Raw genomic sequence first — 23,527 nt, forward strand, 5'->3', positions numbered from 1 at the left:
AGAGTGACCTTGCCTCGATCACAGGCCGACACGAACCGGCCGGGCCAAGGAACCACCGTGTTCCGCAAGAAGTCCGGGCAGTGCCCGCATACCCAAGCAGGCCGCCCCGCCAACAACCCCTGATCGACCGGCCTCGGTACGGCGGCGGCCCGATGGCCTTCGCTTCGCCTGGCCCCCGCCCTCCCCCGCCGGAGAAGTCGCCTTCCAGGGCCCTTCGGCACGACGCGCGAAGCAGCCACTCCACTCATCCCGCTCTCCTTTGCGCCGGGCTCCTCCACGAACTGCTCGGGCGAGCCCGCCGTACGCGCTACAGCGCCAGAAAGGCGGCCACTCCCATGTCGGCGCTCACGGCCCGGGCGGCTTCGGTCGCGGCGGTGTTGACCGACCGGATCGCGTCGCGCTGCGAGGCGGGCGCGACGACCGTACGCAGCGGGCGCTCACCGGCGGGCGACTCGACCAGGGCGACGATCGCGTCGGAGACCACCCGAGGGTCCGCCGGAGCCTGCGTCTGCCGTTCGGAAAGCGCGGCGACGAAGCCGCCGAACCCCTCGGCGTAAGCCCCCATCCGCGCCGCGTCGGCCGGCATGACGGCGTTGACGCCGATGTTGGTCGAATGCGGGGCCGCGTCGACGATCACCGACTCGACGCCGAAGGGCGCCAGTTCGTGGTGCCACGCCTCGGTCAGGCCGGCGAGCGCGGCCTTGCTCGCCGCGTACAGCCCGGAGTACGGGATCGTGACCCGGCTCGACGTCGAGCCGACCTGGATCAGCACGCCGCTGCCCTGTCGGCGCAGCCATGGCAGCGCGGCCCGGCTCACCCGCAGCGCGCCGAAGACGTTCACGTCGAACTGGCGCTGCGCCTCCTCTGCGGTGAACGCCTCCACCGGCCCGGGAAAGATCATGCCCGCGTTGTTCACCACCGCGTCGATCCGGCCGGCCGCGTCGATCACGGCGGCGACCGCGCGGTCGGCCGACGCCTGGTCGGTCACGTCCAGCTCGACGACCCGCAGATCGATCGCCTCGGCCGCGGCGATCGCGGCCAGCTCGGCAGCGGCCTTCTCGTTGCGCCCGCCGATGTCGCGGAGCCCGGCGAAGACCTGATGGCCCCGCCGTGCCAGTGCTTCCACGGTCAAACGGCCGAAGCCCGTGCTGGCACCTGAGGCCAGGGCAACCGTCATGATGTCTCCTCGCTCCAAAGTGGGGTGGGTCCCCGTTTCCATGGAAGTACGATATGGGGTGGCACCCCGGTTGGCAAACGAAAGCGGGGTGCCACCCCATATCGCGAAAGGGGCTCTGCGTGGCATCGGAACGGCCCAGGCGGGCAGACGCACGGCGCAACTACGACCGGATCGTGGCCGCGGCCGAGGCCGAGATCGCCCACCACGGCGCGGACGCGTCACTGGAGGAGATCGCCCGCCGCGCGGGCGTCGGCTCCGCGACCCTGCACCGGCATTTCCCCTCCCGCCAGTCCCTGCTCGAAGCGGTGTTCCACGACCGGGTCGAGGTGCTGTGCGCCCAGGCACGAAAGATGCGCGAGAGACCGGACGCGGGGGACGCGCTCACGGAGTGGCTGCAGGCGGTCGCGGTCTACGGGGCGACCACGCGCGGCCTGGCCCGCTCCCTGCTCGGCGGCGGCCGTGAAGCGGACCCGCCACCGGACAGCACCTGCGAGGCGATGCTGGTCGACGCGGGCGGCGAACTCCTGCTCCGGGCCGCCGACGCCGAAGCGGTACGCCCCGACGTGTCGATCATCGACCTGCTGACCCTGGTCAACGCGATATCACTGGCCACCGAGAGCAGCCCCAACGCGGCCGACGAGGCCGCCCGCCTGCTCCACCTCGCCATCGAGGGCGTCCGAACGACAACCGGCTGACCGCGCACGCCTGCCCCGCCTCCGACGCCAACGGGAGCCTGAACGGCACGGCCCCGCTTCGCCCGATGCCGGTGTTCCTCGTGTACGGGTCGTGGTCACACCCGGCCCGAAATTCCCACTGAGCAGGTACGGCGCGACGGCGGGTCGCTCGGCGAGCCAGGCCAGGCACATCCCCGTACGCGGGAGGCTTGGGTATGGCCGCGTACGCCATAGTCTCGTCCGTCCCCCACGGACTGGCCACACCCGGCAGGGCGCAACCCGAGGCTCGCATAGGAACAATGGCGAAGCCCGATACCGGAAAGCCTCCGAGCATCAGGGAGGGCCGATTGGCGGGACGCGTTCCAACGGGATGGCCACTACCGCAGGCGTTCGCCCAGTTCGATCACAGCGGGCAGATCCAGCCATTGCCCGGCCAGACGGGAATGCAATCGCCGCAGATCGGCGAGCAATCGGCCCGCATCGGTCGCTCGGGCGATTTCGACCGCTTCGGCGCTGACACGACAGGCGCTCTCAGGGTCGCCTTCCCTCGCATGCGCAGTGGCCAGCCGGGAGACGTACCATCCGACCCACTCCGACCGCCGAATGTCGCCAGGGACGGCCGCGAGACCTGTCAAAAGCAGATCGATTGCCGCTGTGTGACGCCCGAGAATGCTGTACGCCAATCCTCGCTGCATCTGCAAAAAGTGGGGATCGAAGAAATAGATCCAATCCGGCTCATCCTCGGGATGATCTGCGGCGGCCCATGCCAGAACTTCGGCCTGATCGAGACGCCTCTCCGTCTCCTCGTAATCGCCGGTGATCGCGTATCCTCGGGCGGCCTGCTGCCGGGCAAGGGATCTCACACCACGACTCGCACCCCGTCGGCTCGCCGCTTCCGACAGGCTGATCATCTGGCTTGTCTTCCCGGACATCCAGGCAAGATGTCCCTTCATGTTCAGCGCTGTTCCGATCATGTCGTGATCGTTGGCCTCGGTCGCCCACTCAAGAGCGATGCCGTACCAGTGATTGGCGTCGGAGAGACGCCCGGCGTTCGCGTTGAGCCATCCAGCGAACTGGGCCCATTGGGAACCGATATCAACGACGGACGTACGTATCGGCCCTCGCGCTTCGGCCAAAAGGGTTCCGATCACCGCGAGCTGCGCACTCACGGGCTCGACCAAAGGCCCAGAACCAATCGAGTCCTCCGCACGGCGTTGCGCGGCGAGAACGGCCGCGAGCGAATCGACCACTGCGACATCAAGGCATCTGCGCGGCTCTCTGGCAGCCGCTATGAGGCGTTCCTCGTCTTCAAGGCCGATCTTTTCCCGGCTGCCGAATTCCGTCCAGAGAACGGATCCCGAACGTTCGGCGGGGCGCGCTCTGGCAGCGGCATCGATCAGTTCATGCTCAAGATCGCAAATATGGCTCTTGCCGCAGTTGGCCCGCGCGGCGACAGCGCGTAGCGAGAGATCGCCCCGCAGTCTCCGAAGCACCTGTCCGAAGGTCTCCTCTGTCTCCCGCCGCATCTCACGCTCCTTGCCGAGCGGTGTCCACTGCCTGCGGACACCAGCGGACAGCGTTCTCCTGGCCCCTACTCTCCGCACCGGAGACGCTACTCGCAACCGCTTGGCATCGACTGGTTTTCCCCTGTCAATGCCGATCAAAGCGGCCCCGCCCGAGCGCTCACAACGCACGGACGGGGCCTTGATCGCAGAGGAGTGCGATCCGTGAGCGATGATAGACCGTACGTAGCACCCAAAGGGGACATCTACGGATCCACCGCCCCAGGCGACGACCTGTTCCTCGTCTGGGAGGTGCAATCCGGCCGCGGCGGTCTCTTCCCTGTCATCACAGCGCGGGCGACGACCGAAATGATGCGAATCAACTTCACCTGATGCCAGAGCCGAACACACCGCAGCCGTGGGCAGACAAAGCGGACGCCCAGATCCGACGGCAGCGGCGCTCGAAACACGGTGAGCGACCACGACACGCACTGAACACCGGGGCGGCAGAAATGCCGCACAACGAGCTGGAGCCAGAACCCACGGCACCTCAGAACACCGACGTCGGGCGCAGCCCGACGCCAAGAAGAACGTCCGAGCGACAGCGAGGGCCACGCCCTTAAGGCCCGCACCCCGGCGGCGGCGGTGGGCCGCCTTCGTGACGGCCGGTACCCCATCATGTGATGAAACGATGACAACGCGGCCGATCGTCGCGAACCGCTGCTTGCCTGATGGCCATGCAAGCGATGAACCTCATTTCTCGGATGTCGGCGGCCCTGGCCGTCGCGGTCGCGCTGGCCGGATGCGGCGCGGCTGCCGTCACCGCGACCCCGGCTCGTACCGCGACCCCGGCCCCCACCGCGACCGGCGTCAAGGTGCTCTGGATGGGCGACTCCATCGCGGGCGCGCAGGCCCCGGCCGTGGCGGCGGCACTCACCGCCGCCGGGGTGGCGGTCAAGGACGCCACCTCCGCCGGCGGCGGCAATGTCGTCGCCGGTGGGCACGAGGTGACCACCATGGGGGCGGCGGACACCTGGAAGCGGCTACAGAAGGAGATCGCCTCCTTCCGGCCCACGGTGATCGCGTACCAGATCACCGCCTACGACTGGGGCACCACCCGGCAGCAGCTCGCCGCCTACCGCAAACTGGCCCGGACCGCCGGGGACGCCAAAGCCCGACTCGTCCTCATATCTCCCCCACCGTTCAAGATCGACGACTTCTTCCGGCCGCATGAGAAGGCGATCAGGAGCGCCCCCGCGATGGCCGCCAAAGCCGGGAACGCCACCTTCCTGGACACCGCCGACCTCTGGGGCGACGACCCCGCCGCCGACCGGGCCCAGCGTGCCAAGGACGGCATCCATTCCTGTCAGCAGGGTTCGGCGGCCTTCGCCGCGTGGTTCGCCAAGCGGCTCGGCGAGCTGACCGGCTTCACCCCGGCCGCCCCCGCCGCGTGGGCCACCGGGCGATGGACCGGCGACGAGCGTTTCGGCAAGCTCGGCTGCGGCTGATGGTCACGGTTCCGCGCCGTCCGCACATCGGCGCGCTGGACGGCCTGCGCGGGCTCGCCGTCGCCGCGGTCCTGCTGTTCCACGCCGGGCACCTGCGCGGCGGGTTCCTGGGCGTGGACCTGTTCTTCGTGCTGTCCGGCTTGCTGATCACCGGCCTGCTGCTCAACGAGCGCGGCGGCCTGATGGACTTCTGGGCGCGCAGGGCCCGCCGCCTGCTGCCCGCGCTGACCGTCATGGTCATCGGGACGTTGCTGCTGGCCTGGGCGTTCGCCGGACCGGCGATGCTGCGCGCCGCCCTCCAGGACACGCCGTGGGTGGTCGTCCAGAGCGCGAACTGGCACTTCATCGCCGACCGGATCGGCTACTGGAACGCGTCCGGCACCCGCCTGTTCGCACACCTGTGGAGCATCGGCGTCGAGTGGCAGTTCTACCTGGCCTGGCCGGTGGTGGTGGCGGTGGCCGGAAGGGGGCCGGGCGGGCAGCGGCGGATCGCGCTGGTCGCGGGGGCGGGCGCGCTGGTCTCGCTGTTCCTGATGATCAGGCTGGGCTCGGCCGTGGACACCACCCGCGCCTACGAAGGCACCGACACCCGGGCGTTCGCCCTGCTGCTCGGCGCGGCGGCGGCAACCGCGCCGGTCCGGGGGGTGGTGGCGCGGCTGTCCCGGCGGACCGTGGACATGATCTGTGTTCCGCTGCTGTGCGGGCTGCTCGCCGCCTGGGCGCTGACCGGCGGGGAACGGGCCCCGGGCCTGTTCCAGGGCGGGATGTTCGCCCACTCGCTGGCCTGTGCGGTACTGATCGCGCTGCTCGCCCACGCTCCGGACGGCTTGGTGGGCCGAGCGGTCGGCAGCGTCATGCCACGCAGACTGGGCGAGGTCTCCTACAGCCTGTACCTGTGGCACTGGCCGGTTTACCTGCTGCTTCCCCGGCCGCTCGGCGGGCTGGACGGCTGGGGCTGGACCATGGCCGCCATCGGGGTGTCGCTCGCGGCTGCGGTAGTGTCGAAGGCCGTCGTCGAGGACCCGGTACGCCTGCGCGCCCGGTGGGCCGCCGGGCGGCGCGGATGGGCGGCCCTGGCCGCCGCGGCGCTGGTCACGGCAGGACTGTGGGCGGCGATACCGCGGCCGGAGCCGGGCGCCGGGACGGTCGATGTGAGCAGGCTCGGCCTGCCGTAGCCGGAGAGATCATGCGCAACAACGATGGCCAACGCACGCCGCCCCGCGGACGCCTGCGACGGCACGGCCATGGACGCGGAAGGCGACAACGGGGCGTGGTGGCTGTCTTGGTTGCGGTGGTGGTGGGGGTGGCGGGGTGTGGGATCGCCGACACTGGGGTCAGTGCTGCCGGGCCGCCGGTGAGCGGTGGGTTCACCGAGAGTAGTGGACGGCTGCTGCGGGTGTACTTCGTCACCCGGCAGGGCACGTGGCCGGTGTCGCGGCCGGCACTGGACGGGGATCTGTTGCCGCAGGCCATGGCGGCGCTGCGGGCCGGTCCGACGGCGGCCGAGCGGGCCCGTGGGCTGGGCACCGAGCTGCCCGCGACGGCGCAGCCGTTCAAGGCGACCGCCTCCGGCGGCCGGGTGGAGCTGCGCCTGCCCTGGCAGGTCCGGGAGCTGCCGGCGGTGGCGGTGAGCCAGTTGGTCTGTACGGCGGCCACCGCCGCCGGCGTCACCGTCGTGGACGTCTTCGAGCCGCGCACGGACGACACCCCCTGGCCGGTCCGGTGCGACCCCGGCGGAGCCGCCGTCCCCGCCGAGCAGGAGGGCGCCTCATGAGCCGGGTGTTGCTGATCGAGGACGATCCGGCCGTGCGGCGCGGGGTGAGTCTCGGGCTGCGTCATCGGGGCCATGAGGTGCTCGTGGTCTCGACCGGGGAGGACGGCCTGGCCGAACTCGTCGCGAGCGCCCCCGACGTCGTACTGCTGGACCTGATGCTGCCCGGTATGAGCGGTCTTGCCACCTGCCGCCGCATTCGCGCCTTCAGTCAGGTCCCCATCGTGATCCTTTCCGCGCGGGCCGACGACGTGGACGTCGTGGTGGGCCTGGAGGCCGGGGCGGACGACTACGTGATCAAGCCCGCCAGCGGCGAGGTCATCGAGGCGCGCATCCGCGCGGTGCTCCGGCGTACCGCGCAGGCCGCCGCACCGGGCCAGGCGGCCCGTACCGCGCACGGCGACCTGCTCATCGACCGGACCGCGCTGCGCGTGCTCAAGCACGGCGCCGAACTCGCCCTCGCCCCCACCGAGCTGAAGCTGCTGCTGTTCCTGTCGGCCGCGCCCGAGCAGACCTTCAGCCGCCAGCAGCTCCTCGAACAGGTCTGGGAGCACACCTTCCACGGTGACTACCGGCTGGTGGACGCGTGCGTGATGCGGCTGCGGGCCAAGATCGAGGACGACCCGCGCAGCCCCCGGTACATCCAGACCGTACGCGGCTTCGGCTACCGGTTCGGCCCGCTGTGATCCGCCCGCGCCTCGCCCGTGGCCTGCGTACGCATCTGGTCCTGGCGTTCCTGCTGGTCTCCGCGCTGAGTGCGGTGACCGCCGCCGCGATCACCTTCCGCCAGGGCCGTACCGCGATCGTGGAACGCGCCCAGGCCGACGTACTCCAGGAGCTGCGCGCCCACCTCGGCTCCCGCGCGCCCGACCTGCCCGCCGACCCCACCGTGCCGGACCTGCGCACCCTGGCGGTGCAACTGGACCGCGCGGCCGGTCCGCGCGGCTGGCGTACCGCCCTGTCCTACCGTGGCGGCCCGCTGATCAGCGCGGGGGCGCAGGCCCCGCCGCTGCCCGCGCCGCTGCGCGCCCGCGCGGTCGCGGCGACCACCGCGCTGGCCCAGCGTTTCCACCATGAACGCACGCCGTGGCTGGCCGTGGCCCTGCCGGTGGTCGCCGGCAACCGCGCCGACGACGGCCCGCCGCTCGTCGTCTACGCCTCCTTCTCCCTCGCCTCCCAGCAGCAGGATGTGGACACCCTGGCCGCCGCCGCCCGCGCCGGGGCGCTGCCGGTGGCGCTGGCCGCCGTCATCCCCGCGCTGCTGGCCGCGCGGCGGCTGCTGCGCCCGGTACGGCGGCTGCGGACGGCCGCCGAGCGGATGGCGGCGGGCGTACTGGACACCCGGGTGAGCGTGACCGGCGACGACGAACTCGCCGACCTCGCCCGCACCTTCAACACCATGGCGGCCACACTGGAGGCCGACGCCGCGGCGCTGCGCGCCATGGAGGCGCGGGCGCGCAGGTTCGCCGCCGACGTCTCGCACGAGCTGCGCACGCCGCTGGCGGCCATGTCGGCCGTGACCGAGGTCCTGGACGCCGACGCCGCCTCCGGCAGGCTCGCCCCGCTCACCGCCGAGGCGCTGACCCTGGTCTCCGACGAGACCCGCAAGCTGACCCGCCTGGTCGAGGACCTGATCGAGGTGTCCCGCTTCGACGCGGGCGCCGCCGTACTCCACCTGGACGAGGTCGATCTCGGCGAGCTGGTCGCCAAGACGCTGGCGCTGCGGCACTGGCCCGGCCGGGTGCGCGCCGACGTACCCGAAGGGCTGCGCGCCCGGCTCGACCCGCGCCGCGTCGATGTGATCCTGGCCAACCTGGTCGGCAACGCGCTGCGGCACGGCGGCCCCGCTGTGTCGGTGCTCGTCCGGGCCAGGGCGGCGGACGACACCGGCCAGATCGTGATCACCGTCTCCGACGACGGGCCGGGCATCCCGGCCGACCTGCTGCCGCACGTCTTCGACCGGTTCACCAAGGGCGACGCCGCCCGCGCCCGGACCGAGGGGAGCGGCCTCGGCCTCGCCATCGCCGCCGAGAACGCCCGACTGCACGGCGGCGCGCTCACCGCCGCCAATGCCCCCGATGGCGGCGCGATATTCACGCTGGTACTGCCCGGAGCAACGGATTGAGACGGCGATTGTAGGGAATCCGGGGCGGGCCGCGTAACCCCGGCCGTAGTCCGATTGTGGCCATCGATCCGGCCGGTCCCGAGGGCGACCGCAAAAGCGTCGTTCAAGTGCGGAAGGCCGTTCAAGTGCGAACGGAACGCGCTGGCCGGAGGCGCGGCGCCGATCCGGCGGCGCGTCCGTCCGCCCTGCTCATGACCAGGGGCGCCAGCGCCAATGGGAGCACTCTCGAAATGGCATCAATACCTCCCCGCATTACGGTATATCGGCACATTGTGAAGACGCGACGCCACAACGTATTATCGCGCCGAACCGGCTATCGCGCTCCGCGGCCTATGGCTCGCCTGTTTCCTATGTGCGGATTCCCCTGGGCTCAGTGACGGCCGGTTCTTGGCGCTTCAGATCGGCACGACGCCCTGTACCACCGACCGCGGCCTCCCGCATGGCCGCCGTCGGGTTTGGGTGTGTTCGCTCTCCAGAAGACAGGGGCCTGCGTGGCTCCCGCCCGAGAGGACACCAAGACCATGTCTGATTCGCTCGCCTACCGTAGTGCGTTCGGCAACTGGGAACAGCGCGCGAGTGTGCGCACCGGCCCGAGGCGCACGATCGACTCCAACGAAAAGGTGATCTACTTCCCGCCGGAGCTGGTGCCCATCAGCAGTCATCCGCTGGTCACGGCCCGCGAGGACGGTACCGAGATCCGCCTGCTCACCCGCAGGCTGTATCAGTACCTCCACTTCACCAGCGAGCTGGAAGCCCTCGCGGTGATGCCCGTCGCCCAGCTCATCTCCCGGGGCGTCGCGGGCATCGACCTGCCCGGCAACATGCGCGAGGACGCGTTCAAGATCGTCACGGACGAGGCGTGGCACGCCCAGTTCTCCTACGACCTGCTCCGCCAGGTCGAGTCCCAGAGCGGCCTCGCGGCCGGAGAGATCGGGGACCCGAGCTTCCTGACCCGCCTCAAGAAGATCGGCGGGCGCATGGATCCCAGCCTGCGCGGCTTACAGGACCTGCTGTTCTGTGTGGTCAGCGAAACGTTGATCTCGGCCATCCTGACCAACCTGCCGCAGGACGACCGGCTCCCGGACGGCGTGCGAGAGCTGGTCCAGGACCATGCGCTGGACGAGGGCAAGCACCACGCCTACTTCCGGGACTTCCTCAAGTACTTCTGGCACGCTCTGAGCACGAGTGAGCGACGGGCGATCGGCCCGTTCGTGCCCGAGTTGGTGTACGCCTTCCTGGAGCCCGACTATGCGATGTTCGAGCAAGGGCTGCTGGCCGAAGGCTTCACCCCCGAAGAGGCCCGGCAGATCGTCACCGAGTCGTATCCGCGTGCGACCGTCCGTGCGGACGTCGCGCAGGCGGGCCGCCCGGTGACCCGGTACCTCACCGAACTCGGCGCGATGGACGACAGCCGGACCCACGCCGCCTTCACCGAGCACAAGCTGCTCATCGGCTGACAGAAGCCAACAGAAAGGGACCGCATGACCGAACCGTGCCCGCCCGCCGCCCCGGGACCCTGGTGGCGGGCGGGCCGGTTCCCGCTGTTCACCGCCGCGCGCGGGCTGTCGGTGACCGGCGACCTGGCCGCGCTCTCGGCGCTCACCGTGCACGTCTTCCAGGACACCGCCTCCGGGGCGGCGGTCAGCGGGCTGTTCGCGGTACGGGTGCTGCCCCGGCTGTTCGGCACGCTGGCCGGGGGGCTCAGCGACCGGGTGGACCCGCGGCGGCTGATCATCTGCTGCGATCTGATCTCCTGCGCGGTGTTCGTGCTCATCGCCTGGACCCGGCCCGGGTACGGGATGATCCTGGCCTTGGTGCTGGTCGCCGAGTCGGCCGCGACCGTGACCGCGCCCGCCGCCCAGGCCCTGGTGGCCCGGACCGTCCCCGCGCACGCGCTGGGCCGGGCCAACGGGCTGCTGATGGCGGTCACCGCGCTCGGGTTCGCCTCGGGGGCGGCGATCGGCGGCCTGGCCGCGACCACGCTCGGGTACCAGTACGCCCTGCTGGTCAACGCCTGCTCGTTCGTGCTGTCGGCGGCCCTGGTGGCCGCGCTGCCCCGGGTGCCCGTGGTGCGGGACGACGACGACCGCGGCTTCCTGGCGGCGACCCGGGCGGGGCTGGGCCGGCTGCGCCGCGACCGGCAGGCCGCCGCCGTGGCCGTGGCCACGATCGGCGTCACGTTCGCCGCCTCCATCGACCGGCCCGCGCTGGTCGTACTGACCCAGCGCGACCTCGCCGGCGGCTCCGGCCTGGCGTACGGGCTGGCGCTGGGCGGCATCAGCGTCGGCGCGCTGGTCGCCACGCTGCTGATGGGACGCCTGCGGGCGCTGACCCCCTCGGCGGGCGTGCTGGTGGCGGGCATCGCCGTGGAAGCCGCGGGCCATCTCGGCATGGGCCTGGCCCCGGCGGTCGCCGTCGTCGTCATCGGCGCGGCCGTCGCCGGGTTCGGGGACGGCATGGAGGGCGTCACCGCGATCACCTTGCTACAGCGGGCCGGGGGGAGTTCGGTGGGGCTGGTGATGGGGGCCGTACTGAGCGGTGCGTACCTGGCGGACGCCACCGGCTCCCTGCTCGGCGGCCTCATCGTGGGCGCGGCCGGGCCGCGCTGGACCTTCGGCCTGTCGGCCGCGCTGATGCTCGCGTGCGCGGCGGCCCCCTGGTACGCCCGGCGTTCCGCGCCTCCGTGAGGCGCACACGCGCCAAGGAACGGCAAAGCCGCCACCAGGGCGGCGATGGCCTGGTAATCCTTGCGCGAAGCGTTACGCCGATCACCGTGGGGGGCACGTTGAGCGACACGGAATCCGGCGCGCCCGCCCCTCCGGCCGGTGAGCACGGCGAGCACGGCGAGCACGGCGAGCGGCGCGGGCGGTGGCGGCGTCGCGGGCGCGTCCTGCTGGGCGTGACGGCCGCCGTGGCGGTGATCGCGGCCGGGGCCGCGGTGGTCGCGTACGGCGGCGGTGGTTCCGCCGTGACCTGCCACGTCAACGACGGGCGGCTGACCGGCCCGGTGATCGAGGGCACACCGGGCGACGACGACATCATGTGCGAACCGATCCCGCCAGGCGGCGTCGTCAACGGCCTGGCCGGTGACGACGTGATCACCATCCTGCCGCTCGCCGACAAGGCCGGCAACGAGGGCGTCCTGAACAGCGGCCCCGGGCACGACACCATCATCGTGCGCGGCGGCCATTCCACCGCGGGCAGCGGCCGGGGCAGCGGCGGCAACGGCGGCCGGATCGACGGCGGTCCCGGCGACGACATCATCACCGTCACCGGGGGCGAAGGGGGCATCGGGGGCATCGGCGACGCGGGCAGCGGCGGCGACGGCAACGAAGGGGTGATCGAGTGCGGTGACGGCAAGGACACCCTCACCGTCACCGGGGGGCAGGGCGGCCAGGGCATCGACACGCTGACCAGCCACGGCGACCCGGACGGCGGTACCGGCGGCACCGGCAACGCGGGCAGCGTCCGCTGCGCCGGGACCATCACCGTGCGGGGCGGCCGGGGCGGCCACGGCACGGCCATGGACGCGGAGGACGCCGATGGCGACGGTGACGGGGGCGACGGAGACGGCGGGCCGGGCGGGGTCGGCAACGCGGGTGACATCCACACCCCGGTACGCCCCGGCGTCACCGGCAAGATGACCCTGCTCGGCGGCCAGGGCGGCGCGGGCCAGGCCGACGGCGCGGGCGGCACCGGCGGCATCGCCAACGCCCACCCCCTCACCGTGACGTCCCACCTCACCATGATCGGCGGCAACGGCGGCGGCACCGACGACCACGGCAACGGCCCCGGCGGCAACGGCGGCCCGGCCAACACCCGCACCCTCCACACCGCCGCCAAGACCCCCCGCCATGACGATGCGGAGGACACGCTGGTCGCGTACGGCGGCCACGGCGGGCAGGGCACACCTTGCGGACACGGCGGCGCGGGCAGCACCGTGCCCATCCGCGGCGCCGTCATCCGCCAGGGCCGCGGCTGCGGATGAACCCGCCGGTCAGCCGAGGTGCCAGTGTCGGAGTTTGTCGGGGTTCAGCATGATCCATACCGCGGTGACCTCGGTACCCGCGACGCTCACCGCGACCACCGCCACGGCCTGACCAGCCCGGCGCAGTACCATGCCAGATCGCCCGTTCACCGGCCTGACGGACAGTTCGGTGCCGGTCCGGTCGCCCAGCAGTTCCGTCACGAAGCGGGCGACCGCGTCGGCCCCGTGCGCGGGCCGTACGGCGGCGCGCACTCTGCCGCCGCCGTCGCTGACGACCATCGCGTTCGCGGCGAGGACCGCATGCAACCCCGCCGTGTCGCCCGCCTCGCACGCCGCCGCGAACCGGCGTACGACCCGGTCGTGCCCGTCAGGAGTGGCCGGTGGCCCCTGCGCCGGCTCGGGCACCGGGGCCCGCCCGCCGCGCGCGGCCGGTTCGGCGCCGGACAGGAGTTCCAGGCAGACGGCTCCGGCGGTCCAGGTCAGCCAGGCGCGCGGCACCGTGATCCCGGCGCGTTCCGCGTCGGCGAGGGCGTACCAGCGGCGGTAGGTCTCCTGGACCACCCGGTCGGCCATCGCCGCCGAGTCGAACATCCAGCGCGCGATCTCCAGCAGGTGCCGCCGTTCGTCCAGCATCTCCCGGAGCGACCCGGCCCCGGTGGTCATGCCACCCCGCCGGGAGACACCACCCGGGAACGGGAGCGCTCGAACGCCAAGAGTTTGCCCGGGGCCACGATCCACAGCACCTGATGGATGCCCTGCGGTGACCCCTCGATGGTGAGCAGCGTGAAATCGGTGCGGCTGCGCGGGACGAGGACGGCGGCCCGGCCGTTCACCTCGACCCAGGTGAGCCGGGCCCCCGGCCAGTACCGTGGCGCGAACGCCGCCATGAACCTGCTCACCCGGCCGACGCCCGCCAGCGGGAACCGCGCCGCCCCCGGAGTGCCGTCGCCGTCGGTGGTGCTGACGACATCGGCGGCGAGGAGGTCTTCCAGGGCGGCGATGTCACCGGTCTGGGCGGCGGTCAGGAAGGTGCTGAGCAGCCTGCGGTGTTCGCCCTTGTCGATGGGCTCGCGCCGGGCGGCGTTCAGCCGCTTGCGGGCCCGGCTCACCAGTTGGCGGGCGTTGGCCGGGGTGAGCTGGAGGATGTCCGCGATCTGCGCGTAGGGGTGGACGAACGCCTCGCGCAGCACGTACGCGGCCCGCTCGGTCGGCGTGAGCCGTTCGAGCAGGAGCAGGAAGGCCAGTTCGAGCGCCTCGCCGCGCTCCGCGCCCACCGTCGGATCGAGGCTGGTGTCGATCGGTTCGGGCAGCCAGGGCCCGATGTAGGACTCCCGGCGGGCGCGGGCGGAGGTCGCGACGTTGATCGCCAGCCGCGTGGTCACCGTCGCCAGGAAGGCGGCGGGGTTGGCGACGGCCGCGCGGTCGGTGTTCTGCCAGCGCAGCCACGCCTCCTGCAGCACGTCCTCCGACTCGGCCACGCTGCCGAGCATCCGGTAGGCGATCCCGAAGAGGCGCGGGCGCAACTCGACGAAGACGGCCGCCGCGTGTTCCAGCGCGTCCGCCTCGCGCAGTGGTTCCGCCCGCATGGTGGTCACCCGTACCTTCGCCGCGTCCGCCTCATTATGCACGCCGATCCACCGCCGCCCCGGGCGCTCAGTCCCGCCGCGCCGGGCGTGGGGCGCGGCGGTCCTTGCGCTGGGCGAGTTCGTCGTCGTCCACCAGGGTGAGCATCGGCTTGCCGGGCTCGCACAGCATGGTGACGGTGAACCGCAGCGGGACGTCGTCGCGGTTGTTGCCGTCCTGGTAGTGGATGACGTCGCCGCCCGGTTCCCAGAACGCCTGCCCTGCGGGCACGACCCGCTCCGGGGAGCCCTCCACCTCCAGCAGCATCTCGCCTTCCAGCACGTAGCCGAAGGCCGGGCCGGAGTGCCGGTGCGGGGGCGTGCCGGGGTCGCCCGGCGGGTACTCGATGACCACGGTCATCGCGTGCGCCCCCTCAGGGATGAAGGGCGGCTCGGCCTCCTGCAACGTCGTCAGCGCCGTCTGCCACGCGTTCGATCGCGGCTCGGTGTCTCCCATGGCGAGCGCCTCTCACTTGTGGGTGTCGGACCAGTCGGCGTACCGGACGCGCCCCAGGCGTGCCCCGTCGCCCTCGGGTACCAGCGACTTCTCGGCCAGTTCGGCGCCGAAGTACCGGGCGTGCGGGTCGCTCACCACCTGGCGCGCGTCTCCCCAGCTCGCCAGCACGTCGCGGAAGAACTCGTCCATCCGGACCCGCTCCGGCCCGGCCACCTCGACCCTGCCGTTGGACGGCGTGCCCACCGCGACCTCGGCGACCGCGTCGGCGACGTCGTCGCCCGCGATGGGCTGGAAGAGCACCGGCGCGATCCGCACGGTGTCGCCGTCCGCGGACGACTCGGCGATGCCCCGCACGAACTCGAAGAACTGGGTCGCGTGGACCAGCGAGAACGGGATGCCGGACTTCTCGATCAGCCGTTCCTGGGCGATCTTCGCCCGGAAGTATCCGCTGCCGGGCAGCCGGTCGGTGCCCACCACCGACAGCGCCACGTGGTGCCCGACCCCGGCCACGGGTCTCCGCGGCGAGCAGGTTGCGGGTGGAGGTCTCGAAGAACTCCATGACCGCGGCGTCCTCGAACGACGGCGAGTTGGACACGTCGATCACCACCGACGCGCCGGTCAGCACCTCGGCGAGCCCTTCGCCGGTGAGGGTGTTCACCCCGGTGCCGGGGGACGCGGCCACGGCCTCGTGCCCCTGCTCACCGAGCCGCGCGACCAGCTTCGACCCGATCAAGCCGGTCCCGCCGATTACCACGATCTTCATGGCGAATCCTTCCCGTTCCGGTTCCGATTCGGTCCCCGGGAGGCCGCTCGCCGCCCCGGTCGTCGGCTATGACCGGACGGCATCGGCCGTTGTGACAGCTTCCGGGAAAATTGTTTTCTGTACGGGCTACCCGGACGCGAGAATGCGTCACATGGCACAGGCGACGCTGCACACGGCCCGCATCACGCTCGTCCCCCTCTCCGACGAGCACCTGGAGCACGAGGTCGAGCTGGACGCCGACCCCGAGGTCATGCGCTATCTCGGGGAGGCCCGCAGCCGCGCGGAGGTCGAGGTCCAGCACAAGCGGCGGCTCGCGGCGGCCGAGCGGGTGCCGGGGCTGGGGTTCTGGGCCGGTTTCGTGGACGGGGAGTTCGTCGGGTGGTGGATCCTGGAGCCGCCCGCGCGCGCCGACCAGGGGCCGGTCGAGGGGCAGGCCGAGCTGGGGTACCGGCTGCTGCGCCACCACTGGCGGCGCGGCCTGGCCAGTGAGGGGGCCAGGGAACTGCTCCGGCACGGGTTCGAGGACCTGGGGCTGACGCGGGTCTTCGCCGAGACGATGGCCGTCAACGCCGCCTCGCGGGCCACCATGGCCACCATCGGCATGCGGTACGTCCGCACCTTCCACCTCGACTTCGACGACCCGCTGCCCGGCACCGACCTCGGCGAGGTCGAGTACGCGATCACCCGCGACCAGTGGCGTGCCGCCTGACTCAGGCCGGGTCCGCGACCTCCAGCCGGGCGGCGCGGCCTCGCAGGTAGCGGCGTTCGGGCAGGCTGGTGGTGAGCCGGGCCGCGGTACGGTACTCCTCCGCCGCGGTCGTCCGCTCGCCCGCGCGTTCGAGCAGGTGCCCGCGTACGGCGTGCACCCGGTGGTGGCCCGCCATCCGCCGGTCGGCGGCCACCGTCTCCAGTACGGCCAGCCCGGCCTCGGGGCCGCTCAGCATCGCCACCGCCACCGCGCGGTTCAACGTGACCACCGGGTTGTCGGCGAGCCGGTCCAGCACCTGGTACAGGGCGACGATCTGCGCCCAGTCGGTGTCCTCGAACCGCGCCGCCTCCGCGTGCACGGCGGCGATGGCCGCCTGCAACTGGTAGGGGCCCGGACGGCGGCGCGGCAGCGTCTCGGTCAGCAGCGCGATGCCCTCGTCGATCATGGCCCGGTCCCACCGGCCGCGGTCCTGTTCGGCGAGCGGGATCAGTTCGCCGTCGGGGCCGGTACGGGCCGCGCGGCGGGCGTCGGTGAGCAGGAGTTCGGCCAGCAGGCCGCTCACCTCGGGTACGTCGGGCGCCAGCCGGTGCGTCATCCGGGCCAGGCGGATCGCCTCGGCGCACAGGTCGCCGCGGTACAGCGACTCCCCGGCCGTGGCCGTGTACCCCTCGTTGAAGATCAGGTACACGACGTGCAGCACCACATCGAGGCGGCGCGCGCGTTCGTCGTCGCCGGGCATCCGGAAGCGTCCGCCCGCCTCCAGGACGCGCTTCTTGGCCCGGCTGATCCGCTGCGCCAGCGTCGCCTCGGGCAGCAGCAGCGCGCGGGCGATCTCGGCGGTGGTCAGGCCGCCGACCGCGCGCAGGGTGAGCGCGACCTGCGCGGGCGGGTTCAGCGCGGGGTGGCAGCACAGGAACAGCAGCAGCAGGGTGTCGTCCTGGTCGCCGGGCGGGCGCGGCTCGTCGGCCGCCGGGGCCAGCAGGTCGCCGGGCAGCGCGCGGAACGCCTCCTGCTGCTCGCGCCGCCTGCGGGCCTGTTCGCTGCGCAGCAGGTCGGTCAGGCGGCGGGTGGCCACGGTGGTCAGCCAGCCGGGCGGGTTGTCCGGTACGCCCTGCTCCGGCCACTGGTTCGCGGCGGCGAGCTGCGCCTCCTGGACCGCCTCCTCGGCCAGGTCGAAGTGGCCGTACCGGCGGGTGAGCGCGGCGAGGACCCGCGGCGCGAGTTCGCGCAGCAGGTCCTCGATCGGCCGGGACAGGGTCACATCTTCCGGCCGGGGTCGTCCGCCCCCGGCTCCATGATCGGGCGGAGTTCCACCCGGCTGCGCACGATCGCGGCGAACCGCGCGGCCAGCTCGACGGCCCGGTCGTGGGAGGCCACGTCGATGATCCCGAACCCGGCCAGCACCTCCTTCGCCTCGGCCAGCGGCCCGTCGGAGGCCACCGGCCGCCCGTCGCGGATCTCCACCGTCATGGTGTGGGAGGGGTCGGCCAGGCCGAACCCGGTGACCATCTCGCCGGAGGCCGCGAGGTCGGCGTAGAAGCCGGACATGGCGCTGAAGTGCGCGGCGACCTCCTCCTGCGACCAGGTCGCCTCCGTGCCGCCGAGGCCGAGCGTGTCCCACGCCGACGCGTCGCCGAAGGTCATGATCATGTACTTCATCGGGCCGGTTCCTCCACCCGCGTCATGTTCGACTCGTAGCCTCCGCCCGGCCACTGCCAGGCACCGGTGTTGCGCCCGCGGCCGGCGTCGAACGTGCCGACGAACTTCGCCGGGGAGCCGACGCCGCCGTACCAGATCGTCAAGGTATCGCCGGTGAGCTGGTAAATGTACTCCAGGATCTCGCCCTTCGCGCCGAAGAAGTGCGAACGGAGTTCGCCGCTCTCGGCGTGCAGGCCGATGTACTCCACCCCGCGGGTGATCTCGCCGTCGCTGTCCAGCTCGACGTGCTGCACCAGGAAGCCGCCGCCGTCCATCCACTCGTAGCGGGCGGTGCCGGACAGGCCGGGTCCGTCGATGATCCAGGTGCCGACCAGGGGCTCCAGGCTGTGCAGGGCGTTGGCGGTGGTGGTCATGACACTCTCCTTCGGGGGTGCTCTCCGTGCCTTCACCCCCTCTGTCGGAGACCTCAGGACCCTCTCGACACCTTCTCGACGACTTCCTCGGAAATTTCTTCGCGGTCCGCGGGAGGCAGGCCCCGGCCCAGCAGCCGGGCGGCCAGGCCGAGGAGGGAGGTCAGCACCAGCGTGACGCCCATCGGCAGCCCGGTGTCCTCGCCCGCGATGCCGACCAGCGGGGACACGACCGCGCCGGACGCGAACTGCAACGCCCCGAGGCCCGCGGCGGCGGTGCCCGCCGCCCACGGGACCCGGCCGATGGCCAGCGCCGTGCCGTTGCCCATGATGAAGGTGGTACAGGCGACCGCCACGAACAGCACCGGCAGCACCGCCGCCGCGGGGAGGCGCAGGATGAGCATCGCCAGCAGTACGACCGAAAGCCCGCACACCACGCACTGCCCGGCGGTGAGCAGCGTCTCGGCGCGCAGCCGGCCGACCAGGCGGGAGCTGATCAGGCCCGCGACGATCATCCCGAAGGAGTTCACCGCGAAGGCGATCGTGTAGGCGGTGGTGGACAGGCCGAGCACGTTCTGCAGGACGAACGGCGAGGCGGAGATGTACCCCATCATGCCCGCGAAGCCGAGCGCCAGGGCGAGGGAGTAGCCGACGTAGCCACGGTCGGTGAACAGCCGCCGGATCGTGCGGCCGGTCGCCGCCATGCCGCCGGTGTGGCGGCGTTCGGGCGGCAGCGACTCGGGCACCGCGAGCAGCGCGCCGAGCAGCATGGCCACGCTGATGCCGGTGAGCACCCAAAAAGCGCTGCGCCACCCGAGCGGCACGAGCAGGCCGCCGACCAGCGGGGCGACCACCGGGGCGACCCCGCCGATGCTGCCCAGCAGGGAGAAGATCCTGGCGGCGGCCGTGCCCCCGGTACGGTCGGCGACGACCGCGCGGGCGATGACCAGACCGGCCGAACCGGCGAACCCCTGGACGAAGCGCGCGGCGATGAGCACCCACACGTTCGGCGCGAGGGCGCAGGCCAGCCCGGCGAGTGCGGCGACGACGGTCGCGACCAGCAGCGGCCCGCGCCTGCCGAACCGGTCCGACAGCGGGCCGATCACCAGTTGCCCGGTGGCCAGGCCGATCAGGCACGTGGTCAGGGTGAGCTGTACGGCCGAGGCGCTGGTAGCGAGGTCGGCGGCCATGCCGGTGAACGCGGGCAGATAGATGTCGATGGCGAACGGCGCCATCGTGGACAGCAGCGCCAGGACGAGCAGAAGGACGCCCGACACACCGGGGGGCGTGACAGAACGCGACACGTGAGTGGACTCCCTCACCCGATAATTATGCGGGCATAAGTAAAATTATGGTAGCAACGAGGGTGTGGAGCGAAATTCCGACCTGCTGTCACTCGGGTCGGCGCTGCGCGACCTCACCCGCGACCTGATGCGCACGGGCCGGCGCGTCGCGGGCGTCGAGCCGCTGCCGGAGACCGAGGTGGACGTCATCAAACTGGTCGTCCACCGGCCGGGCATGAGCCCGGGGCGGCTGGCCGCCGAGCTGCGGATCAAGCCGAGCAACGTCAGCGCGGCGCTGCGCAGGCTGGCCGCCGCGGGGCTGGTCGTGCGCGAGACCGACCCGGCGGACCGGCGGGCCACCCGTGTGCTGCCCACGGCGCAGGCGATCCGCAACGTCCACAATGTGGAACGCGCCCGCGCCGCCCTCCTCGACCAGGCCCTCGCGGCCCTGCCCGCCGCCGACCGCGCCGCCGTCCTGGCCGCGATCCCCTCCTTGCAGGCCCTCCAGACCGCGGTACGCGAACTCGCCCGGCCGGGCGGATTGCACGAGTAGTCATGCATTACTTATCGTGTGGTTGTGGATGAGATCGCCGATCCGGCGGCGCTGAAGGCGCTGGCCAATCCGCTGCGGCAGCGGATCCTGCGCTGCCTGGAACGGGGCGAGGCCACGTCCACGAGCCTGGCCAAGGAACTGGGGGTCACCACCGGGGGCACCAGCTACAACCTGCGCGTGCTGGCCGACAACGGGTTCGTCGAGGAGGTGCCCGGGCGTACCTCGGGGCGGGAGCGCTGGTGGCGGGCCACCAACCGGGAGCTGCGCTTCCCGCGCCACAGCGAGCAGGACACCGAGACCCGCGAGGCGCTGGACTGGCTGAACCGGCTGTGGTCGGCGGAGTACGCCGAGGCGCACGAGCGGTTCGAGCGGGCCCGCGACCGCCTCGGCCCGTGGCGCGACGCCGAGCCCTACTCCCGGGGCACCATCAAGGTCACGCTGGCCCAGCTCGAACGGTTCTTCCTGGAGTACCTGGATCTCCTCCACAAGTACGCGGCTCCTGAGGAGGGCGAGGGCGACGCGCGGGAGGTCATGACGTACTTCGTCGCCTTCCCCGACGTACCGGAGGACGCCTAGCCGAAGACGGCTGTGGCCGCCGAGCGGCAACCCGGCGGCCACGGGATGCGCATCACCACGCCTCACGGCGTGCTCTCACGCGACGCGTCTCCCTGCGAAAAGAGTAGGCAGCCGCACGGCGCACAGCCAACTTCGCACCTGCGGCTCCACCGGACGGCGGCTACCGGGAGGTTCCCCTGCCGTTGGCCGTGGTACGGATGGCCGCCTCGTAGGGGTTGGTCTCGTAGCCGGCGGACAGGTGGTGGGCGACGATCGTGCGCAGAAGTTCGCGGAAGCGGTCCTGGTCGGCGGCGGGCAGGGGCTCCAGGGTCTCGGACTCGGCGCCCGACACCGCGGCCTGCGCCTCCGCGAAGCGGGCCCGCCCGTCGGCGGTGGGGCAGATCAGGTTGTTGCGCCGGTCGCCGGGATCGGTCATCCGCTCCACCAGGCCCGCTGTCACCAGCGCGTCCACCAGGTAGACCATGCTCGTGCGGTCGATGTTGAGCTGCCTGCCCAGTTCGGCCTGGTTGCGGGCGCTGCCGTGGGTGGCGGCGCACAGCACCTGGTAGCCGCGTAGCCCGTGCGGAATGCCGGACATGGCCCGCTCCAGCGCGGCGATGTGGGCGCGGAAGCACTGGGCGATCAGCCACTCCAGATTGTCGCCCAGCCCGCTCGGCAGCGGGTCGGGCTCGGCCCGTGTCATGAACCCGAGGTTAGCGCCTCGTTGATCCGCCTGTTAATCTGTCCCGCTGTTAGTCAGTCATACTGATGGTCAGTCGAGAGACGGGATATGCTCATGACACCGTTCCCCCATGGCAGATCGCGCGGCCTCGCGCTCGTCGTGATCTGCCTGGCGTCGCTGATGCTGGTGCTCGACGCGACGGTCGTCGTGGTCGCGCTGCCCGCGATCCAGGCCGACCTCGGCTTCACCACACCGAACCTGGCGTGGGTGGTGAACGCCTACCTCGTCCCGTTCGGCGGCCTGCTGCTGATCTCCGGGCGGCTGGGCGACCTGGTCGGCAAGCGCCGGATGTTCGTGATCGGGCTGTGCGTGTTCACGGTCGCGTCCCTGCTGTGCGGGCTCGCCGCGAACCAGGCCATGCTGATCGCCTTCCGGGCCGTACAGGGCGCGGGCGCGGCGCTGGCCTCGTCGGTCGTGCTCAGCATGATCGTGACGCTGTTCCCCGGGCAGCGCGAGCAGGGCCGGGCCCTCGGGGTGTTCAGCTTCGTGCAGGGCGCGGGCGCCTCGATCGGCATGCTGGCCGGGGGCGTGCTCACCCAGAGCCTGAGCTGGAACTGGACCCTGCTGGTCAACGTCCCCATCGGGATCGCGGTGGTGGCGGCGACGCTCGCCGTCGTCGAGCGGGACCGCGGCCAGGGCCTGCGGGCGGGCGTCGATGTGCTGGGGGCGGTCCTGGTCATCGCGGGGGCAATGCTGCTGGTCTACGTCATCGTGGACACCGGCCCGGCGGCCGGGCGCTGGTCGCTGTTCCTGCTGGCGGCGGCGCTGCTGGCCGGGTTCGTGCTGCGGCAGGCGAAGGCCGCCGCCCCGCTGCTGCCGCTGGGCCTCCTCCGCGTCCGCCCGGTGGCGGCGGGCAACGTCGTCATGGTGCTGACCGTGGCCGGGATGATGGGCTTCCAGTTCCTCACCGCGCTGTATCTGCAACAGGTCCTCGGGCTGGACGCGCTGATGACCGGTTTCGCGTTCGTGCCCACTCCGCTGTCGAACGCCGTCGTCACCCTCTGGCTCGGCCCCCGGCTGATCGCCCGCTTCGGAGCGCGCCCGGTGCTGGCCGCCGGGCTGGCGATCACCGCGCTGGGCTTGGCGCTGCTGGTACGGGCGCCGGTGGACGGCGAGTACTTCGCCGACGTGCTCCCGGCGCTGCTGCTGGCGGGCGTCGGCATGGGCGGCGCCGTACCGGCCCTCGTCGGGGTCGCCATGTCCGTCGGCACGCCCGAGCACACCGGCGTGGCCTCCGGCCTGCTGAACACCGTGCAGCAACTCGGCTCCGCGATCGGCACGGCGGTGCTCGCCACCCTCGCCGCCACCCAGACCACCGCCCTGCTGGAGTCGGGCGCCGCCCCCAGGGAGGCCGCCGCCGGCGGGTTCCGGCTCGCCTACGCGGGCAGCACCGTCCTCCTGGTGGCGGCGGTGGTCGCCGGACTACTGCTCGTACCGGCCCGCTCCGTCACGGCCGGAAGGCCGCAGAACGCGGATTCCCAGCGTGTTCCATAGCTTCATTCCACCGACCCACCACATGGAATATAACGAAATGGACTCATTGCACGGTCGGCCATAAATCATGATTCCGGGCCATCGAATGGTCGTTGCGCATACAATATGGACCGTTTCATCAATCGGTCCACAATCTTTTGACCTGCGCGTTCGCCTGAGCGGCAGCACATCGGGAAGCCGCCGCCGAAAAGCACATTCCCGGCAGGGAAGCACTCTGTGACGAAGGTCATAACTCGACATCTGACTCCGAGCCGATATCGGCCCGCTCCCCACTCTTCGCGTCACCACCAATTCCCTCGGTGATCGTTACTTACCTTGCGGGTAAGGTTTGCTTACCCTTACTGGAGTAGAGCACTTCCCGTCGCAGGGATATCCTGACGAATCGGTTCAGAGGTAAGCGGGACGATAAAAATTGCCAGTTAGGCCACCGCCCGAACTTGTTTGAAGATTTCGGCATGTCTATGTACTGTCTGATCCGGGACAGCAGCCATTAGGCCGAACGGTCATATCGGGGAGTGGTCATCAAGTAACCGTC

24 protein-coding genes and 1 pseudogene are annotated in these 23,527 nt (G+C 71.7%); 13 read left to right on the top strand and 12 right to left on the bottom strand.

Annotated features, from left to right (window positions below; all coding sequences use genetic code 11):
• Positions 1-307: 307 nt before the first annotated feature.
• Positions 308-1,177 carry an SDR family NAD(P)-dependent oxidoreductase gene (locus DP939_RS07790; RefSeq protein ID WP_158578499.1) on the bottom strand — a complete coding sequence of 290 codons (870 nt, stop codon included), beginning with the start codon at positions 1,175-1,177 and terminating at the stop codon, positions 308-310.
• A 119-nt stretch (positions 1,178-1,296) separates the two neighbouring features.
• Between DP939_RS07790 and DP939_RS07795 the strand changes: the two genes are divergently transcribed.
• Positions 1,297-1,872 carry a TetR/AcrR family transcriptional regulator gene (locus tag DP939_RS07795; RefSeq protein WP_225878098.1) on the top strand — a complete coding sequence of 192 codons (576 nt, stop codon included), beginning with the start codon at positions 1,297-1,299 and terminating at the stop codon, positions 1,870-1,872.
• 356 nt (positions 1,873-2,228) lie between these two features.
• Here DP939_RS07795 and DP939_RS07800 read toward each other — a convergent pair whose 3' ends face one another.
• Positions 2,229-3,377 (bottom strand): hypothetical protein, encoded by a 1,149-nt coding sequence (locus DP939_RS07800; RefSeq protein WP_147267915.1) that lies wholly within the window; start codon positions 3,375-3,377, stop codon positions 2,229-2,231.
• 722 nt (positions 3,378-4,099) lie between these two features.
• On the opposite strand from DP939_RS07800, the gene DP939_RS07805 reads away from it, so the two are divergent.
• The 8 genes from DP939_RS07805 to DP939_RS07840 all read left to right on the top strand — a co-directional run bounded on the left by DP939_RS07805 (position 4,100) and on the right by DP939_RS07840 (position 12,745).
• Positions 4,100-4,861 (top strand): SGNH/GDSL hydrolase family protein, encoded by a 762-nt coding sequence (locus DP939_RS07805; protein WP_147267916.1) that lies wholly within the window; start codon positions 4,100-4,102, stop codon positions 4,859-4,861.
• Complete coding sequence (locus tag DP939_RS07810) at positions 4,861-6,036, top strand: acyltransferase family protein (RefSeq protein WP_199565009.1); 1,176 nt, start codon at positions 4,861-4,863, stop codon at positions 6,034-6,036. The genes DP939_RS07805 and DP939_RS07810 overlap by 1 nt, the downstream gene beginning before the upstream one ends.
• A gap of 98 nt (positions 6,037-6,134) precedes the next feature.
• Complete coding sequence (locus tag DP939_RS07815) at positions 6,135-6,635, top strand: GerMN domain-containing protein (protein ID WP_199565010.1); 501 nt, start codon at positions 6,135-6,137, stop codon at positions 6,633-6,635.
• Entirely contained in the window at positions 6,632-7,318 is a 687-nt protein-coding gene (locus tag DP939_RS07820) for a response regulator transcription factor (protein ID WP_113979915.1), read from the top strand. The genes DP939_RS07815 and DP939_RS07820 overlap by 4 nt, the downstream gene beginning before the upstream one ends.
• Positions 7,315-8,757, top strand: coding sequence for a sensor histidine kinase (locus DP939_RS07825; RefSeq protein ID WP_113979916.1), 1,443 nt, complete (start codon positions 7,315-7,317; stop codon positions 8,755-8,757). The genes DP939_RS07820 and DP939_RS07825 overlap by 4 nt, the downstream gene beginning before the upstream one ends.
• Positions 8,758-9,278: 521 nt before the next feature.
• Positions 9,279-10,214, top strand: coding sequence for a diiron oxygenase (locus DP939_RS07830; protein WP_147267917.1), 936 nt, complete (start codon positions 9,279-9,281; stop codon positions 10,212-10,214).
• Between the two features lie 24 nt (positions 10,215-10,238).
• Entirely contained in the window at positions 10,239-11,444 is a 1,206-nt protein-coding gene (locus tag DP939_RS07835) for an MFS transporter (protein ID WP_113979918.1), read from the top strand.
• A gap of 98 nt (positions 11,445-11,542) precedes the next feature.
• The gene (locus DP939_RS07840; protein WP_147267918.1) at positions 11,543-12,745 is read left to right on the top strand and encodes a hypothetical protein; all 1,203 of its coding nucleotides are present in this window, start codon (positions 11,543-11,545) and stop codon (positions 12,743-12,745) included.
• A 9-nt stretch (positions 12,746-12,754) separates the two neighbouring features.
• Here DP939_RS07840 and DP939_RS07845 read toward each other — a convergent pair whose 3' ends face one another.
• The 5 genes and pseudogenes from DP939_RS07845 to DP939_RS49260 form a co-directional block, all read right to left on the bottom strand.
• A complete protein-coding gene (locus tag DP939_RS07845; RefSeq protein WP_113979920.1) occupies positions 12,755-13,408 on the bottom strand; it encodes a sigma-70 family RNA polymerase sigma factor family protein in 654 nt (217 codons plus the stop codon).
• A complete protein-coding gene (locus tag DP939_RS07850) occupies positions 13,405-14,373 on the bottom strand; it encodes a sigma-70 family RNA polymerase sigma factor (RefSeq protein ID WP_225878099.1) in 969 nt (322 codons plus the stop codon). Before DP939_RS07850 ends, DP939_RS07845 begins: the two co-directional genes overlap by 4 nt.
• A gap of 25 nt (positions 14,374-14,398) precedes the next feature.
• A complete protein-coding gene (locus DP939_RS07855; RefSeq protein WP_113979921.1) occupies positions 14,399-14,824 on the bottom strand; it encodes a cupin domain-containing protein in 426 nt (141 codons plus the stop codon).
• A gap of 12 nt (positions 14,825-14,836) precedes the next feature.
• Positions 14,837-15,334 carry an SDR family oxidoreductase gene (locus DP939_RS07860; RefSeq protein ID WP_225878100.1) on the bottom strand — a complete coding sequence of 166 codons (498 nt, stop codon included), beginning with the start codon at positions 15,332-15,334 and terminating at the stop codon, positions 14,837-14,839.
• A gap of 181 nt (positions 15,335-15,515) precedes the next feature.
• Positions 15,516-15,587 (bottom strand): annotated as a pseudogene (locus DP939_RS49260) (hypothetical protein); the annotation flags it as partial.
• Positions 15,588-15,738: 151 nt separating this feature from the next.
• On the opposite strand from DP939_RS49260, the gene DP939_RS07865 reads away from it, so the two are divergent.
• The gene (locus DP939_RS07865) at positions 15,739-16,296 is read left to right on the top strand and encodes a GNAT family N-acetyltransferase (protein WP_113979922.1); all 558 of its coding nucleotides are present in this window, start codon (positions 15,739-15,741) and stop codon (positions 16,294-16,296) included.
• Between the two features lies 1 nt (position 16,297).
• Here DP939_RS07865 and DP939_RS07870 read toward each other — a convergent pair whose 3' ends face one another.
• The 4 genes from DP939_RS07870 to DP939_RS07885 are packed head-to-tail and all read right to left on the bottom strand — an operon-like array spanning position 16,298 to position 19,669.
• Entirely contained in the window at positions 16,298-17,557 is a 1,260-nt protein-coding gene (locus DP939_RS07870) for a sigma-70 family RNA polymerase sigma factor (protein WP_225878101.1), read from the bottom strand.
• Entirely contained in the window at positions 17,554-17,955 is a 402-nt protein-coding gene (locus DP939_RS07875) for a YciI family protein (RefSeq protein ID WP_113979923.1), read from the bottom strand. Before DP939_RS07875 ends, DP939_RS07870 begins: the two co-directional genes overlap by 4 nt.
• On the bottom strand, positions 17,952-18,368 hold the full coding sequence (locus DP939_RS07880; protein ID WP_113979924.1) for a hypothetical protein: 417 nt from the start codon (positions 18,366-18,368) through the stop codon (positions 17,952-17,954). The genes DP939_RS07875 and DP939_RS07880 overlap by 4 nt, the downstream gene beginning before the upstream one ends.
• A gap of 53 nt (positions 18,369-18,421) precedes the next feature.
• Complete coding sequence (locus tag DP939_RS07885; protein ID WP_225878102.1) at positions 18,422-19,669, bottom strand: multidrug effflux MFS transporter; 1,248 nt, start codon at positions 19,667-19,669, stop codon at positions 18,422-18,424.
• A 64-nt stretch (positions 19,670-19,733) separates the two neighbouring features.
• Between DP939_RS07885 and DP939_RS07890 the strand changes: the two genes are divergently transcribed.
• Both DP939_RS07890 and DP939_RS07895 read left to right on the top strand, forming a co-directional pair.
• Entirely contained in the window at positions 19,734-20,201 is a 468-nt protein-coding gene (locus DP939_RS07890; protein WP_113979925.1) for a MarR family winged helix-turn-helix transcriptional regulator, read from the top strand.
• A gap of 24 nt (positions 20,202-20,225) precedes the next feature.
• Positions 20,226-20,777 (top strand): ArsR/SmtB family transcription factor, encoded by a 552-nt coding sequence (locus DP939_RS07895; protein WP_199565012.1) that lies wholly within the window; start codon positions 20,226-20,228, stop codon positions 20,775-20,777.
• Positions 20,778-20,937: 160 nt separating this feature from the next.
• Here DP939_RS07895 and DP939_RS07900 read toward each other — a convergent pair whose 3' ends face one another.
• Complete coding sequence (locus DP939_RS07900; RefSeq protein ID WP_113979927.1) at positions 20,938-21,459, bottom strand: MarR family winged helix-turn-helix transcriptional regulator; 522 nt, start codon at positions 21,457-21,459, stop codon at positions 20,938-20,940.
• 93 nt (positions 21,460-21,552) lie between these two features.
• On the opposite strand from DP939_RS07900, the gene DP939_RS07905 reads away from it, so the two are divergent.
• Positions 21,553-22,992 (top strand): MFS transporter, encoded by a 1,440-nt coding sequence (locus tag DP939_RS07905; RefSeq protein WP_113980112.1) that lies wholly within the window; start codon positions 21,553-21,555, stop codon positions 22,990-22,992.
• Positions 22,993-23,527 lie beyond the last annotated feature (535 nt).

Source organism: Spongiactinospora rosea (assembly GCF_003315795.1).
GTDB lineage: Bacteria > Actinomycetota > Actinomycetes > Streptosporangiales > Streptosporangiaceae > Spongiactinospora > Spongiactinospora rosea.

Bases quoted from the DNA above. Each gene is read 5' to 3' on its own strand.
- DP939_RS07875 (WP_113979923.1), bottom strand. From the start codon at position 17,955: ATGAAGTACATGATCATGACCTTCGGCGACGCGTCGGCGTGGGACACG.
- DP939_RS07790 (WP_158578499.1), bottom strand. From the start codon at position 1,177: ATGACGGTTGCCCTGGCCTCAGGTGCCAGCACGGGCTTCGGCCGTTTG.
- DP939_RS07845 (WP_113979920.1), bottom strand. From the start codon at position 13,408: ATGACCACCGGGGCCGGGTCGCTCCGGGAGATGCTGGACGAACGGCGG.
- DP939_RS07905 (WP_113980112.1), top strand. From the start codon at position 21,553: ATGACACCGTTCCCCCATGGCAGATCGCGCGGCCTCGCGCTCGTCGTG.
- DP939_RS07830 (WP_147267917.1), top strand. From the start codon at position 9,279: ATGTCTGATTCGCTCGCCTACCGTAGTGCGTTCGGCAACTGGGAACAG.
- DP939_RS07810 (WP_199565009.1), top strand. From the start codon at position 4,861: ATGGTCACGGTTCCGCGCCGTCCGCACATCGGCGCGCTGGACGGCCTG.
- DP939_RS07900 (WP_113979927.1), bottom strand. From the start codon at position 21,459: ATGACACGGGCCGAGCCCGACCCGCTGCCGAGCGGGCTGGGCGACAAT.
- DP939_RS07800 (WP_147267915.1), bottom strand. From the start codon at position 3,377: ATGCGGCGGGAGACAGAGGAGACCTTCGGACAGGTGCTTCGGAGACTG.
- DP939_RS07880 (WP_113979924.1), bottom strand. From the start codon at position 18,368: ATGACCACCACCGCCAACGCCCTGCACAGCCTGGAGCCCCTGGTCGGC.
- DP939_RS07865 (WP_113979922.1), top strand. From the start codon at position 15,739: ATGGCACAGGCGACGCTGCACACGGCCCGCATCACGCTCGTCCCCCTC.
- DP939_RS07820 (WP_113979915.1), top strand. From the start codon at position 6,632: ATGAGCCGGGTGTTGCTGATCGAGGACGATCCGGCCGTGCGGCGCGGG.
- DP939_RS07805 (WP_147267916.1), top strand. From the start codon at position 4,100: ATGAACCTCATTTCTCGGATGTCGGCGGCCCTGGCCGTCGCGGTCGCG.
- DP939_RS07835 (WP_113979918.1), top strand. From the start codon at position 10,239: ATGACCGAACCGTGCCCGCCCGCCGCCCCGGGACCCTGGTGGCGGGCG.
- DP939_RS07855 (WP_113979921.1), bottom strand. From the start codon at position 14,824: ATGGGAGACACCGAGCCGCGATCGAACGCGTGGCAGACGGCGCTGACG.